Raw genomic sequence first — 13,708 nt, forward strand, 5'->3', positions numbered from 1 at the left:
AAAGACGCACCGACTAGCTATTCCGCAAGGACAATAATGGCGGTTGACTCAATACATTTCTCAAACCTAGCCAGCCACCGACTAGGGCACACACCGCGCCGACAGCAACACCAGCGGCGATTACTAAAGGGGAGAATGTCCAGGCGAACTTGAACGCAAACGTCGCCATCGCCCAACCGATTGCCAACGCACCGCAAGCAGCCAATGCGCCCGCAAGGCTACCAACCAGCACAAATTCTACCCACTGTGCACGAGACAATTGACTGCGGGTTGCCCCCAAGGCACGTAACAAAGCCGCTTCCCGCATACGAATATCTTGCGAACCTGCTAGCGCTGCGTATAAGACCAACACGCCTGACGCTAGAGTGAATAAAAATAAGAACTCTACAGCGGTAATTACTTGATCCAAAATATCTTGCAATTGCTTGAGTATTGCGCCGACATCCATCACGGTGAGATTCGGGAACTCTTGTGTCAGTTGATTAGTGAATTGCTTTTTATCGTCAGGGACACGGAAAGCGGTGATAAAGGTTTGTGGCATGTTTTGCATTGCTTTAGGATTAATCACCACAAAGAAATTCACCCGCATAGAGCCCCAATCCAACTTACGCAAACTCGTCACTTTGGCTGTCACTTTTTGCCCTGCAATATCAAACACCATGTGATCACCCAACTGAACTTTGAGCGTCTTCGCCAAACCCTCTTCAACAGAGGCTTCAGGTTCGCTTGCCGTTGCGTCGTTGTACCAAGTACCTGCAACGATCTTGTTCAGGGCGGGCAAATCCTTCATCGTAGAAAGATTAAATTCACGCTCAACCAAAGCATTCGCACGATCTTCCTTGTAGCTGCTCGATTTTAGGACTTGATCATTAATCTGAATTAGGCGACCGCGTATCATCGGATAAATCTGCGGTTGTGCGAAGCTCTCTAGGCGTCTCGCAATTTCACCTTTTTGGTCAGGTTGGATATTAATCACAAAGTGATTTGGCGCATCAGCGGGTGTTGATTGCTTCCATGCTGCGATCAAATCACTGCGCACTACCGTCAATAGCAACAGCGCCATGAGACCTAAAGACAGCGAGACAATTTGCACCACCGTCGCGCCGGGACGCCGTTGTAATGCCGTGATCGCAAAACGCCAAGCGGCAAAATCGAAGCTGGTACGCATTCGTTTCAGCCCAAAAATACTTAACCACGCGATCAAAGAGAAAAAAAGTAAGCCGATCACAAAACCTGCCGCCACCAGCAATCCCACTTTAACATCGCCAGTTTGCCACAGGAGTAAGCCAATAAAAATTCCCAAACCCAGCACATAGGTCAGCAGGGTCATGGCCTTTGGCGCTTCCTGTTCACGTCGTATCACTTGGTTGTGCGGTACATTGCGCAATTGCAAAATCGGCGGCATCGCAAATCCCACCAGCAGCAAGATTCCTATTGCCAATCCTTGCCAAGCGGGTAAAAAACTCGCCGATGGCAAATCATTCGAGACCAATTTCCCCAGCCATTCAAGCAATACAAAATGGCTGAAAAATCCAAGTGCTACGCCTGCCAGACTACCGATGATGCCAAGTATCAAAAATTCCAACAAATACATGCTGGTCACTTGATTTTGCGTCAGCCCCAGACAACGCAACATCGCGCAAGCATCAATATGACGCAACATAAAACGACGCGCTGCCATCGCTACAGCCACTGCAGCTAGCATGGCAGACAACATACTAACCATAGAAAGGAATTGCTCGGCGCGATCTAGTGTCGTGCGCATTTGCTCGTTGCCATTGTCGATGGTTTCGACCCGCACACCTTTTAACTCTTGCGTGCTGATCTGGTTCTCAATTTCGACTTTAAATTTCTCAACGGCTTTTTTATCGCCCGCCAACAATAATCGATAGGTAACACGCGAACCATCTTGCACCAGCTTAGTCGCTGCCAGATCTTGTTCTGTAATCATGACCCGCGGTGAAAATCCTAAAAAACCTGAGCCACGATCCGGCTCCGCTGCAATACTCTCGGTAACGGTAAATTGCTGCTCACCCAAGTTAATCTTGCTGCCTATTTTGATTTTTAAGCTACCGAGCAATGCGGGATCAACCCATGCCGTGCCGGGACTCGGAATAGCGGAAGTCGGCACTTCTTTGTTATCACGCTGCAATTTCAAACTGCCACGCAAGGGATAGCCCTGTGTGACCGCTTTCAGAGTCACCAGTTTTGCCATTACCGCGTCATCTTCACCCGCCAGAGCCATGCTGGGGAATACGGCCGTCTCCGCTGTTTGCAAATCCATTTTTGCTGCAAGCTGCTTCCACTCTGGGGCGATATTTTTAGTCGAAACAACTAATAAATCAGCACCCAACACCTGATGCGCGTCACGGTTTAGGCCATTGCGCATACGGTCAACAAAGAAACCCACCGATGACAAGGACGCAACCGCGACCATCAAAGCGACTAGCAAGAAGCGCAGCTCACCGGCACGCCAGTCGCGCGACATCATACGAATTGCTAAAGGCAAAATAGACATGGATTTCCTTGGTCGGATTGTTGGCTTCTTGAATTATTTCAGGGCGGGCACCTAATACTGCTTAATACTGCTTAATACCGCTTAATACTGCTTAATATTGATTCAGTGCATTAGCAAAATCTTGCAGCAAATCTTCAGTATCTTCGATCCCCACTGATACGCGGATAAGCGAATCGACGATGCCCATTTCAGCTCGCCGTTCTGGCCCCATTTCAAAGAAGATGGTGTGTGCCACCGGAATTACAAGCGTGCGGGTATCGCCCAGATGAGTCGCATTGATCGCCAACCTTAAATGATTCAGAAAATCGAAACAATCGATCTCAGCTTTCAATTCAAAACTCAGCAAGGCACCATAGGCTCGGAATAATTCCGTTGCCAAGCCGTGCTGAGGATGCGATGCTAGGCCAGGGTAATGCACGACCGCAACGCGTGGATCAGCATCTAGCAAACGCGCCAATGCCAATGCATTCGCACTTTCTCTATCCATCCGTAAGGCCAACGTTTCTGCGCCAACCGCAATTTGATGTGCAGCTTCGGGCGACAGTGAGGCGCCAAAATCTCGTAGAGCTTTTGCACGCAATTGCGCCATGCCCTGCTGTGTACCCGCCAGCTTACGAAAATTCACGGCAATGTGAGGATATGCAGCCCAGTCAAACAAACCGGTATCAGTAATTGCACCGCCCAAAACATTACCATGCCCTGCAATCGACTTCGTCAAAGAATTAATCACCAAGCCAGCACCAACCGCCTTTGCACGGAACAAGTAAGGTGACGTCATCGTATTGTCGACGACATACAAAATGCCGCGTTGCTGACACAGGTCGCCAATGCGTTTGAGATCCGCGATCTGCGTACGTGGATTGGCAATCGTTTCGACAAACACCATGCGTGTTGTCGGAGTGATCGCCGCTTCAATTTCAGCTACATCAGTAGCATCAACTAGTGACAATGCTATGCCCTGTTCGGCACAGGTTTGCCACACACTATTCGTATTTCCAAATAAAAAACGCGAAGAGATAATATGATCGCCTTGTCGCAACAAACCTTGGAACACTGCACCAATAGCCGCCATGCCGGTCGCAAAACACAAACTGGCAATTCCATCTTCCATCTTGGTGATCTTATCTTCCAACGCAGATACCGTAGGATTACCCTGACGGCCATAGCGATAACCGGGCTTCTTGCCCTGAAAAACATCCGCCAATTCACGCGCATTCTTATAGCCGTAGGTGACTGAAGTATGGATGGGTTTATGGGGTGAACCGTGCTCTATCTCTTTTTGACGGTCATTATGCAAAATGGTTGTGGTGAAGCCGTAGGATTTGGATGTGCTCATAAGGATGCTCTGCTGCAGAAAATCGATCAAACTAAGAGTTTAACTCAGATTGTGCAGTACACCATTGGAGTGCATAGAAATTTGAGAGTTTGGTTAAATCGACATCACTGTGCTAGTTAGTGACGGACGAAAGCACTCAGCAAAAAAGCGAATTGACCTTTGATCAATTCGCTTTATTTGATACTGATTGCGTTTAAAACCAGAAGAAGTCGCGAGAATTGCGGAGACAAGCCTCGCTTCGCGACTCACCAATAAACCTTATTTCTTTTCAATCTTCACTTCTTTTTCGATGCGTTCAACTTTTTCCGCCTTATCTGACTTTTCACGCAAATCCAATTTAAGATTATTACCAAGATCTTTACTCAAATCCCTGACCTTATAATCACTTGGAATAGTAAACATCGTCGCAGCGACTTCCTCGCGTTTAAGATTATTCAAGCGATAGATGCGATCACCGGTGCGTGGATCACTGTGCTTGGAATACACGGTGATTTGCAATTCAGGCGAAGTCCAAGTCTCATCCGACACAGTAATTGGATTCGTATTACCGATCTCACCAGCGGGAATCTCATAACTGACTAACTTGCCTTCTGCTTTGACACCATCAAATTCCTTGTTACCCAATACTTTGGTCTGACGCTTACTTGCCCATTTAGCGTCGCCGAACATACGCGCAATTCCTGGATCTAGCATCGCCCCCTGCATCGCGTTCTGCACCGCGCCGTTCACATTCAATTCAATGTTACGTGCCATTTCTGGTCCACGCACATCTACGGTCACGGTCTTGCCTTGATCGGTAGTAGTCGATTTACTTTCTACGGTTTTTCCATCCACAGATTTTTCCATACGTCGCACGATAACATGGCGTTCACCACTCTTGTCATCGCCTGCGACTAATTTCAGCTCTATCATATCTTTGCCGTCTTTACCCTTAGAAATATTCTCAGTCACAATATTCAGTGGAAGCTTATCACCGTCTTTGCCGGAAAAATGAAAGCGCGTCATGATCACCATTGCTGTCTTGGTTTTCGGGTTCAGAATCACACGTCGATCGGTTTGATCTTGAATAATGATCTCTCGCACTTCCCCTTTCTTATCTCGAATTTCCTCTCGTGTGCGGCCTTGGCTATCTCTATAAGAATGGGTACTCATCTTGTTTGAAATCAAATTACCATCTGCCAGTTTCTGCTGCGTTTCATTGATAATTTCTGCACTGTATGGGGCATTCTTGACGTTTTTTTCCGCAAGTCTGACTATTTGCGCGCCGTTCATCATCGAGCCCATGCCTGCCATGTCAGGCCCCATATTTGAGCGATTGATAATCACTTCACGTCTGACATCCATCTTATTATCATCGGTCTTCGCCTTGCTTTTCTCGGATGACTGCGCATCGCTATCGACGCTCGTCGTTTCTAACACAAAGATTTTATCGGACTTCACTTCATTCGCTTGCATTGCATACACAGGGAATGTCGCCAACACCACTGACAGCAAGGACAGTAGTAAGCTATTTTTTGATTTCAACATCGATTGCTCCTTCATTTTTTTGTCAACATCATTCAATGAAAACCGGGACTAACAGTGTCAGCTAGTAACTCGCTGCTATTCTCCCGGGATAAAACGTAAAGCTAGATACTCGTCATTTTCACCCACCAACATTTCTGCAGTCGAATATTCTCCTGCCGCCTGCGGACTCACAGGCACGCCCAGCGATGCCAACATGGTGTGTGGAATCTGGGCTTGCACGATGCGCATATTGTCTTGCTTGAGTATGGTTTCGCCACTTTCCAAAGCGACAAAGGGAATCTCTTCATACAGCTCACCATCGGCAGGTAGATGGGTTTGTAGATGTAAGGCACTAGTCAACTCAGCGTCGCCATTCATGGAATTCATGCCAGGTTGTCGCACAAATACCAAGGTGACTAAAAAGGCCATCGCGAGCACCCCGCTCCATTGCCAAGGTTGCGCGAATAGTCTGCGCCACAAAGACACAGGCGGATGTTGCTGCGCGAAAGCCTTCAGCAAATTCGCCTCTACATTTGTTGGGGCACGTAGATTCGTCAGTTCTTGCTTCAAGGCAGCAATACTGGGTTTTAAACGTGTTTCAATTTCTTCTACATCTAACATGTGTTTTCTCTCTTGGCGATCCTAAGGGCGAACTGTTCTACATTTTTACGCCGCAACACTTCGATAAACTTGCAATCGTTCGGCTAAGGCCAAACGCGCCCGCGATAATCGTGATTTCACCGTGCCAACATTAATCTGGCAAATATCAGCGATATCCAGATAAGACAGCTCCTGCAATTCATACAAAATCAAAACATCACGATAATGCGGCGCCAAATTGGCAATTGCGATTCTTAACTCCTCCGCCATCTGGTTATGCAACAGTCGGTCTAAAGGATTCAACTCTTCACTCGCCAATTCAACCGGTTCGTGCGCTTCATCATTGGCATCATCTTCGACCGAGTTCATGAATCGATGCCGGCTAATAGCGTCAAATTTCATCGCCAGATTACGGGAGACACCAAACAAAAAAGATAATAAATTTCCCTTCAATGCATCGTAATGAAATTGACCACTAATCAACCCCATAAATGCATCCTGTACAACATCCGCAGCCGCAGCAGCCGAACCGCAACGCAATACCGCATAGCGATACAACGCAGGATGATGGCGGCGATACAGAGTTGCAAAGGCAGCCTGATCGCCATTACGCATCTGTCGTATCAATTCAATATCCGATGTTAAATCGCTCATGCACTATGTTGAAATATTAATTTGGTGTGTGAATTATGTGCTTCATATTGCTATTCCAACTCACGCGAGGAAAAGTTCCAACTATTTTTTCGAACGTAACGAAAAATAGTCGATCAAACGCCGACATCAGCTAAGACCTGAATGGATTTAAGATGTTTGAAGAAGGCAAGACTGTTAGGTAACGAATAAACGTTTCATCAATATTCTGATGAGCATTGATACCACCTGATATGGTCAGGCATCGTTAAGAAAGCAATGGCTGACCATGATTTGCAAGAGCGGATTGCGGAGTGGAATATGGCCTAAAGAGACGCAAATAGATGCGCCTCAGCCAACATCGGCATAAAACTAAGCTAAAAATTCTTCTATCATCACAGCCAATTCTTCCGGCTGATCATGATGCAACATATGACCGGCATCCATCACAACTTTCGTTTGCATATTGGGGATGAACTTCATGCGTCGATCTATCTCAACGCGCGCCTCTTCTTTGGAGCCTATCATGCGCCAGATGTCAGTATCATTGGCCTCCACCCATAACACTGGTGCTGCGATATTTTGCCAGCATTGCAAAACTTCATCGACGTGATACAGCAAAGGGCTGGAATTTTTATGCGCAGGATCGGCTAACAATTCCCACTGAGCTTGCGCGTTTTCTTTTGCCCAATGCTGCGCCAAAAATTCTGCACGAGCGTCCGACAAACGTGGATTGGTTTTTTGCAAGCGACCAGCAACTTCTGCCGCGCTCGCATACGGACGCAAAGTCGGTACTTCACGCAATTCATCCAACCATTTACGATAACGTCCTGGTGCTTGTTTTGCCTGCGTCATTGGCATCCCAAAACCCTCTAGGTTGATCAACTTAGCGATGCGCTCCGGACGGACACCAGCATAAATCATAGCGATATTGCCGCCCATGCTGTGTCCTAATAAATTAACTGGCTGTTCAGGCGAATAGTGGTACAAGATCGCATCAAGATCTGCGACGTAATCAGGGAACCAATAGCTCTCAACCGCTGGATATTCGGTCAAACCAAAACCGCGCCAATCAGGGGCAATCACATGCCAATCTTGCGCAAGGCAATCAACCACGAATTGAAATGATGCTGCGACATCCATCCAGCCATGCACCATGAATAACTTCGGTGCATCGGGACTTCCCCAGTGGCGTACGTGCATATTTAAACCACGCAGAGCAACGAATTCAGAACGGCTGGATTTCATGATGTTAACCTTTAGATAAAAATAGTACGACCGTTCGATTATTATAACCTATCGCGGATAAATTGCTGCAACACACAAAAAAGCCTTGCGAGATTTCTCTTCGCAAGGCTTCTAAAATTTTTCGTAATTTTGGCTAAGATGACATAGCAAAGCCGAAATTTTAGGGCATTAAGCCATCAAATCGAACATAATCGCCGACTTTGACCTTCACTCCACCGATTTCTTTTTCGCCTTCAAGCTCACCCACAGCGAACTGCATTTGTGTCTGTTGGATCTTAATGCGACCCATACTCGCCTGTGGCGTTCCGTAATGTAGTGGTCGCGCCTGCAGCGCACTCAAGCCGATCACTGGCAATTCGTCATAATCAGAAACCACTAAGCCTGCATCCTCAACAAACAAACTGGAAGTGGTACCAGCGTCCACTACTAATCGTTTACCATTCACTTGTATGATCTTAGCGATCATGGGAAAAGCCGACAGATCTTTTCGGATCCAGCCAACTGATTCTGCCAATACTGCATCAATAGCTTTGCCGTAATTGGTCGCATAAAACGCCACACTGCCAAATGGCTTATCTCTACCGATCTTGCTGTCGTCTTCAGCTGGGCGATACAGGTGATGGCGCTGTATGAAAGCGCCGGTCATCCCATCGTAAATCACCAATTCTATTTCGATATGACGATTACGGTTTTCCCACAAACCCCAATATTTTTTGTCGCTACGTACACCCGCACTACGGATTTCGCCAGAGATCACAAATTGCGCATCATTTTCTGCGGCAACCTGTTTAACCAACTTTGCAGTCGGTACCTCTTGTTTCATATCGTAGGACAACAAATCCTTAGATTGACGCACCAGAAAATTTCCAGAACGCTCCAACCTGCTTAATAATTCACGTGGAAAGCCTTGCGCGACGTCATCCAGATCTTGCACCTGCGCCGGAACATTAACGGCAAACCCCGTCATCACGACCTTCTTTTTCAATACACGTTGTTCGGCCAACGGCGCTGGTAGTGGTTTAGAAAACAAACCGCAGGCCGATAGGCTAAGTGACGACAACATGACCGCAGCAAACACACCCCAGATTCCGCGCTGACTTTTAGCCTGCTGCCGCCACATCTTCAAACTGTCTTGCTTATTTTGATGCATAGTTTCGTCCTTATTATTCAATTTTCATCGCATGCAATTCTTCTTGCGTGAATCCCGCCGCCAGTCTTGCTGGCACATTAAATGGCGCACGCAATTGCGGCGCACGAAACTCCTTTGCCAGCGCAGCAAAACAAGCGATGGGTTCTAACTGTCGTTGTTCACACAAGTAAGCGAACCAACGATTCCCAATCCCAACATGCCCAATTTCATCACGCAAAATAATATCTAAAATCTCTGCGGCGGCCTGATCCTTCACTTGCGCCAACTTAGCCCGCAAAGCAGGCGTCGCATCCAAGCCGCGCGCCTCCATCGTACGCGGCACTAATGCCATCCTTGCTAACACATCGGCCTGCGTCTTTTCCGCTAATTCCCACAAGCTATTATGCGCAGAAAAATCGCCGTATTGATAGCCCAAAGTCTGCAAATGATCGGCTAACAAACCAAAGTGATACGCTTCTTCCTGTGCTACTTGCAACCAGTCGACATAATAGGCCTCGGGCATGTCCGGAAAACGCCAAACCGCATCTAAAGCCAGATTAATCGCATTAAATTCGATATGGGCAAGCGCATGAATCAGGCTAGCACGCCCTTCTGGTGTCGCCATTGAACGTCGTTTTACTTCCAAAGGAGCGACCAGATCGGGTTTAGCTGGTCGTCCAGGTATCGTCGTTGGCGCGAGCAGATCCCCTTGCCTGTTGAGTTGCAATGCACCTGCTAGCCAAGCTTGTCGCATCGCTGTCACGCCCGCGGCCTTTGCTCTGGCGTGAGGTTCAGCGAGCCAATGTAAAGCAAGCTGACGTAAATCAAGAATGTTCAAACTTATAAAAGCAGCATCAGAAAAAGGACTAAGTATCGGTGAATTCATGCGTTGAGCGGTAAAATGGCGGCTAATTGTTAATTTATCTTAATCCCTCTATTTTACGGAAGAATCATGGCTATTTATCAGTTAGGCGATATTTCTCCTCAAATTGATGCGAGCGCTTATATTACCGATAGCGCAAAAGTCATCGGCAAGGTACAAATCGACGCGTATGCTAGTGTTTGGTTTGGCACGGTAATTCGTGGCGACAACGAATTGATTCACATCGGCGAAAACAGCAATTTGCAAGAATCTTGTACTTTACATACCGATCCTGGCTTCCCCTTAACGGTCGGTAAAAACGTCACGGTCGGCCACCAAGCCATGTTGCACGGTTGCAGTATTGGTGAAGGTAGTCTGATTGGCATTCAAGCGGTAATTCTCAATGGCGCTAAAATCGGCAAAAATTGTTTGGTCGGTGCGGGTGCCTTAGTCACGGAAGGCAAAGAGTTTCCAGATAATAGTCTCATTGTTGGCTCGCCTGCCAAAGTGGTTCGCACATTGAGCGATGAAGCCATCGCCAACATGCAGGCGAATACGCAAAACTATGTTCGTCGCGCGCAAGAATATAAAACACAACTAAAGCGGATTGACGCTGAGTAGTCGCTATAAGAGTGCATGCACAATCATCGTTGCAGCGACAATCCCATTTATCAAAAATAATCGTTAAAGCTTTTCAAGGAAATACAGTGAAAGATAATCTACAAAAATTTATGTTTGAGCATGCTGGCGTTCGCGGCGAATTAGTCGAATTACCGAATACTTGGCAAGAAATTTTATCGCACCAAGCTTATCCTCACCCTGTCAAAGCAATCCTCGGTGAGCTCTTGGCAGCGGCAGCCTTACTCAGTGCGAATCTGAAATTTAATGGCACGATGGTGATGCAGATTCACGGCGATGGCCCTATCAAATTATTGGTCGTTGAATGTGATGCGCAATTGCGTTTACGCGCCACCGCAAAACTTGCAGCGGATGCTGTCATCAAGGACGATGCAACGCTCAGTGATTTAGTGCATAGTCGTGGTCAAGGACGTTTTGTGATCACATTAGATCCGAATGACAAAATGCCGGGACAGCAAGCATATCAAGGCATCGTTCCGCTCGACGGCGAATCAATCGCGACCATTATCGAAAACTATATGATGCGATCCGAGCAGCTCGATACCAAACTCTGGTTAGCTGCCGACGACAAAGTCGCACGTGGCCTCCTACTGCAAAAATTGCCTAAACATGGCGGCACCGAGAGCAGCGTCGAGGATGAAACCGAAGCTTGGAATCGCGCCGTAATTTTGGGTAGCACACTCAAGCAAGAAGAACTCTTGAGCACGGACATAGAAACATTAATGACGCGCTTATTTTGGGAAGAAACTTTACGCGTTTTCGAACCGGTGCATCCGGAGTTTCATTGCAATTGTACGCGCGAAAAAGTAGGCGACATGCTGAAGATGCTAGGTGAAGTCGAAGTGAGCACAGCGATCGCAGAATTGAATCAGCTTGATATCAACTGTGATTTCTGCGGAAAACACTATAGCTTTGACCAAGTAGATTGCGCGCAATTATTTAACGCGCAGACTTTAACAGAAGGCATCATTAAGCCGAGTCACAGCAAACATTAATTAAAGTCGGTGAAGAGTTTTCGATTAGAATGCTCGGAATATATTGATTTCCTTTTTTCGTTTCGTTTTTCATTTGTTTTTCATTTGTTTTTTTGAATTCGTTTTTTTCGCTGTCTTATTACGATTTGGTCAGCGATAGAAGAAACACCTAAAAAAAGATAAAGCGTCCGAAAGGAAATCAAGTTCAGTTCACATGTGCTTCACAATTCACCTTACTGAAAACAACATGAACGACACCACTTCTTCCAGCGCCAATCTTGGTGCAAATGCCTCCCCCGGCACCGCCGCCGGCGCGAATCTAAAACAATTGAAAATTGATCGTAATTCCCCCTTTACCAATAAGAAAAAGAATTGGGGCAAGTGGTTCATTATCTTGATTCTACTAGGCGCCCTCGCTGCCTTCATGCTGCGACCACGTCTGCAAGAAGTGCAAGTCAGTTCGGTGATTACGACCTATCCTTCACAACAATATGCACAGTTGACCGCATCCGGCTACGTCGTCGCACAACGCCGCGCTGCGGTCGCGAGTAAAGCAACCGGACGACTGATCTGGTTAAACGTGCGCGAAGGAAGCAAAGTCAAACAAGGTGAAATCATCGCCAAGCTCGATGCCAGCGATGTGCAAGCAGCAATTGCGGCAGTACAAGCCAATGTGCGTCAAACGGAAGCAGTGGTGGCGCAATCAAATGTCGAGTTAGTGAATGCCGAAGCCGACTTGAAACGTGCGCAAGGCTTACAAGCGCAAGGTTTTATTTCTATTCAGGCGATGGACGCGGCACTCAAACGCGTCAATGCTGCCAAAGCGGCGGTTACGTCGGCACAGGCAAGTGTCGCGGTGGCGCGCTCTCAATTACGCGTGCAACAAGTCAATCAAGATTTCACAGAAATTCGCGCGCCATTTGATGGTGTCGTGTTAAATAAAAACGCCAATGTCGGCGACATCATTACGCCTTTCTCGAACGCTGCTGGCAGCCAAGGTGCGGTCGTCACGATGGCCGATATGACGACCTTAGAAGTGGAAGCCGACGTATCGGAAAGCAATCTTGCGAAAGCCACAATCGGACAGCCGGTCGAGATCACTTTAGACGCTTTGCCTGATAGCCGGTTTCGCGGAAATATCGCAGGCATCGTTCCTACCGTTGACCGCGCCAAGGCCACAGTCATGACCAAGATACGCTTTGAAAAACTCGATCCGCGCATCCTGCCTGAGATGAGCGCCAAGGTCACCATCTTGTCGCAAGCGGCCACCGATGCGGAACAAAAGCCGGTACTAGCCATCAATCCCAAAACCGTTATCGAGCGCCAAGGAAAGAAAGTCGTGTTTCGGTTAAAAGACGATCAGTTGGAAATGATCAATGTCAGTATGGGTAGAAAAATTGGCGACAATCAGGAAGTCACCGCGAATTTACAATCCGGTGACAAATTAGTCTTGCTACCAAATGACAAATTAGAGGCTGGCAAAAAAGTTAGCGTTGCAACCAAATGAGTGCGAATACGACTACGCCCTCCAGTAATCCACCCATCATCCGTATCCGTGATTTAGATAAATCCTATACGCGTGGTGGTCAAATTATTCCCGTCTTAGAAGGCGTCAATCTAGATATTGAGACAGCCGAATTTCTTGCACTGATGGGACCAAGTGGCTCCGGCAAAAGTACGTTGTTAAATCTGATCGCCGGCATCGATAAGCCGACCGCTGGCACGATAGAAATCGCGGGTGTGAATATCGCAAAACTGAGTGAAGGTCAGCTCGCCGACTGGCGTGCTGCCAATGTAGGGTTCATTTTTCAGTTCTACAATTTGATGCCGGTATTGAATGCCTTCGAAAACGTCGAACTACCTTTATTGCTGACTAATCTTTCTCGTTCTCAACGCAAAGCCCACGTCAACGCGGCATTGGAGATGGTGAGTTTAACTGACCGCATGGATCACTACCCCAATGAACTCTCTGGCGGTCAGCAACAACGGGTGGCCATTGCACGCGCCTTGGTCACTGATCCAGCGTTGATCGTGGCAGATGAACCAACGGGCGATTTGGATCGCGTCACTGCCGGTGAAGTTTTGGACTTACTCGATGACTTACATCGTTCTCTCGGTAAAACCATTATCATGGTGACACATGATCCCAAAGCGGCTTCACGAGCACATCGACTGGTGCACTTAGAAAAAGGGGTGCTGGTACCGGACGAGCCCGTGAACGATGCGGTGCCGACATCTCCAGCAAGTCTGTCGCTATAGCCCTGAC

At 47.4% G+C, this 13,708-nt stretch carries 12 protein-coding genes; 4 read left to right on the forward strand and 8 right to left on the reverse strand.

Annotation, left to right across the window (positions count from 1 at the left end; all coding sequences use genetic code 11):
- Window positions 1-13: 13 nt before the first annotated feature.
- The 8 genes from ACO0KW_RS18885 to ACO0KW_RS18920 all read right to left on the reverse strand — a co-directional run bounded on the left by ACO0KW_RS18885 (window position 14) and on the right by ACO0KW_RS18920 (window position 9,853).
- Window positions 14-2,518 carry an ABC transporter permease gene (locus tag ACO0KW_RS18885; RefSeq protein WP_423054911.1) on the reverse strand — a complete coding sequence of 835 codons (2,505 nt, stop codon included), beginning with the start codon at window positions 2,516-2,518 and terminating at the stop codon, window positions 14-16.
- A gap of 91 nt (window positions 2,519-2,609) precedes the next feature.
- Window positions 2,610-3,854: a cystathionine gamma-synthase family protein gene (locus ACO0KW_RS18890; protein ID WP_423054912.1), complete on the reverse strand. Its 1,245-nt coding sequence runs from the start codon at window positions 3,852-3,854 to the stop codon at window positions 2,610-2,612.
- Window positions 3,855-4,112: 258 nt separating this feature from the next.
- On the reverse strand, window positions 4,113-5,381 hold the full coding sequence (locus ACO0KW_RS18895; protein ID WP_423054913.1) for a hypothetical protein: 1,269 nt from the start codon (window positions 5,379-5,381) through the stop codon (window positions 4,113-4,115).
- A gap of 75 nt (window positions 5,382-5,456) precedes the next feature.
- Window positions 5,457-5,981, reverse strand: a complete 525-nt coding sequence (locus ACO0KW_RS18900) for a hypothetical protein (protein ID WP_423054914.1) — start codon at window positions 5,979-5,981, stop codon at window positions 5,457-5,459.
- A 45-nt stretch (window positions 5,982-6,026) separates the two neighbouring features.
- A complete protein-coding gene (locus ACO0KW_RS18905; RefSeq protein ID WP_423054915.1) occupies window positions 6,027-6,614 on the reverse strand; it encodes an RNA polymerase sigma factor in 588 nt (195 codons plus the stop codon).
- Between the two features lie 348 nt (window positions 6,615-6,962).
- Window positions 6,963-7,838 (reverse strand): alpha/beta fold hydrolase, encoded by an 876-nt coding sequence (locus ACO0KW_RS18910; protein WP_423054916.1) that lies wholly within the window; start codon window positions 7,836-7,838, stop codon window positions 6,963-6,965.
- 160 nt (window positions 7,839-7,998) lie between these two features.
- Window positions 7,999-8,988 carry a flagella assembly protein FlgT middle domain-containing protein gene (locus tag ACO0KW_RS18915; RefSeq protein ID WP_423054917.1) on the reverse strand — a complete coding sequence of 330 codons (990 nt, stop codon included), beginning with the start codon at window positions 8,986-8,988 and terminating at the stop codon, window positions 7,999-8,001.
- 13 nt (window positions 8,989-9,001) lie between these two features.
- Entirely contained in the window at window positions 9,002-9,853 is an 852-nt protein-coding gene (locus ACO0KW_RS18920) for a ferritin-like domain-containing protein (RefSeq protein WP_423054918.1), read from the reverse strand.
- Between the two features lie 66 nt (window positions 9,854-9,919).
- Here ACO0KW_RS18920 and ACO0KW_RS18925 point away from each other — a divergent pair, with 66 nt between their 5' ends.
- The 4 genes from ACO0KW_RS18925 to ACO0KW_RS18940 all read left to right on the forward strand — a co-directional run bounded on the left by ACO0KW_RS18925 (window position 9,920) and on the right by ACO0KW_RS18940 (window position 13,701).
- Window positions 9,920-10,450 (forward strand): gamma carbonic anhydrase family protein, encoded by a 531-nt coding sequence (locus ACO0KW_RS18925; protein WP_423054919.1) that lies wholly within the window; start codon window positions 9,920-9,922, stop codon window positions 10,448-10,450.
- Window positions 10,451-10,536: 86 nt separating this feature from the next.
- Complete coding sequence (gene hslO, locus ACO0KW_RS18930) at window positions 10,537-11,463, forward strand: Hsp33 family molecular chaperone HslO (RefSeq protein WP_423054920.1); 927 nt, start codon at window positions 10,537-10,539, stop codon at window positions 11,461-11,463.
- A 226-nt stretch (window positions 11,464-11,689) separates the two neighbouring features.
- Window positions 11,690-12,949, forward strand: coding sequence for an efflux RND transporter periplasmic adaptor subunit (locus ACO0KW_RS18935; RefSeq protein WP_423054921.1), 1,260 nt, complete (start codon window positions 11,690-11,692; stop codon window positions 12,947-12,949).
- The gene (locus ACO0KW_RS18940) at window positions 12,946-13,701 is read left to right on the forward strand and encodes an ABC transporter ATP-binding protein (protein WP_423054922.1); all 756 of its coding nucleotides are present in this window, start codon (window positions 12,946-12,948) and stop codon (window positions 13,699-13,701) included. Before ACO0KW_RS18935 ends, ACO0KW_RS18940 begins: the two co-directional genes overlap by 4 nt.
- The last annotated feature ends 7 nt before the right edge of the window (window positions 13,702-13,708 follow it).

This window comes from Undibacterium sp. Ji22W (genome assembly GCF_049340305.1).
Classification (GTDB): Bacteria; Pseudomonadota; Gammaproteobacteria; order Burkholderiales; family Burkholderiaceae_D; genus Undibacterium.

Excerpts from the sequence above, each read along its gene's own strand:
- ACO0KW_RS18885 (WP_423054911.1), bottom strand. The coding sequence starts at position 2,518 with ATGTCTATTTTGCCTTTAGCAATTCGTATGATGTCGCGCGACTGGCGT.
- ACO0KW_RS18890 (WP_423054912.1), bottom strand. The coding sequence starts at position 3,854 with ATGAGCACATCCAAATCCTACGGCTTCACCACAACCATTTTGCATAAT.
- ACO0KW_RS18895 (WP_423054913.1), bottom strand. The coding sequence starts at position 5,381 with ATGTTGAAATCAAAAAATAGCTTACTACTGTCCTTGCTGTCAGTGGTG.
- ACO0KW_RS18900 (WP_423054914.1), bottom strand. The coding sequence starts at position 5,981 with ATGTTAGATGTAGAAGAAATTGAAACACGTTTAAAACCCAGTATTGCT.
- ACO0KW_RS18905 (WP_423054915.1), bottom strand. The coding sequence starts at position 6,614 with ATGAGCGATTTAACATCGGATATTGAATTGATACGACAGATGCGTAAT.
- ACO0KW_RS18910 (WP_423054916.1), bottom strand. The coding sequence starts at position 7,838 with ATGAAATCCAGCCGTTCTGAATTCGTTGCTCTGCGTGGTTTAAATATG.
- ACO0KW_RS18915 (WP_423054917.1), bottom strand. The coding sequence starts at position 8,988 with ATGCATCAAAATAAGCAAGACAGTTTGAAGATGTGGCGGCAGCAGGCT.
- ACO0KW_RS18920 (WP_423054918.1), bottom strand. The coding sequence starts at position 9,853 with ATGAATTCACCGATACTTAGTCCTTTTTCTGATGCTGCTTTTATAAGT.
- ACO0KW_RS18925 (WP_423054919.1), top strand. The coding sequence starts at position 9,920 with ATGGCTATTTATCAGTTAGGCGATATTTCTCCTCAAATTGATGCGAGC.
- ACO0KW_RS18935 (WP_423054921.1), top strand. The coding sequence starts at position 11,690 with ATGAACGACACCACTTCTTCCAGCGCCAATCTTGGTGCAAATGCCTCC.
- ACO0KW_RS18940 (WP_423054922.1), top strand. The coding sequence starts at position 12,946 with ATGAGTGCGAATACGACTACGCCCTCCAGTAATCCACCCATCATCCGT.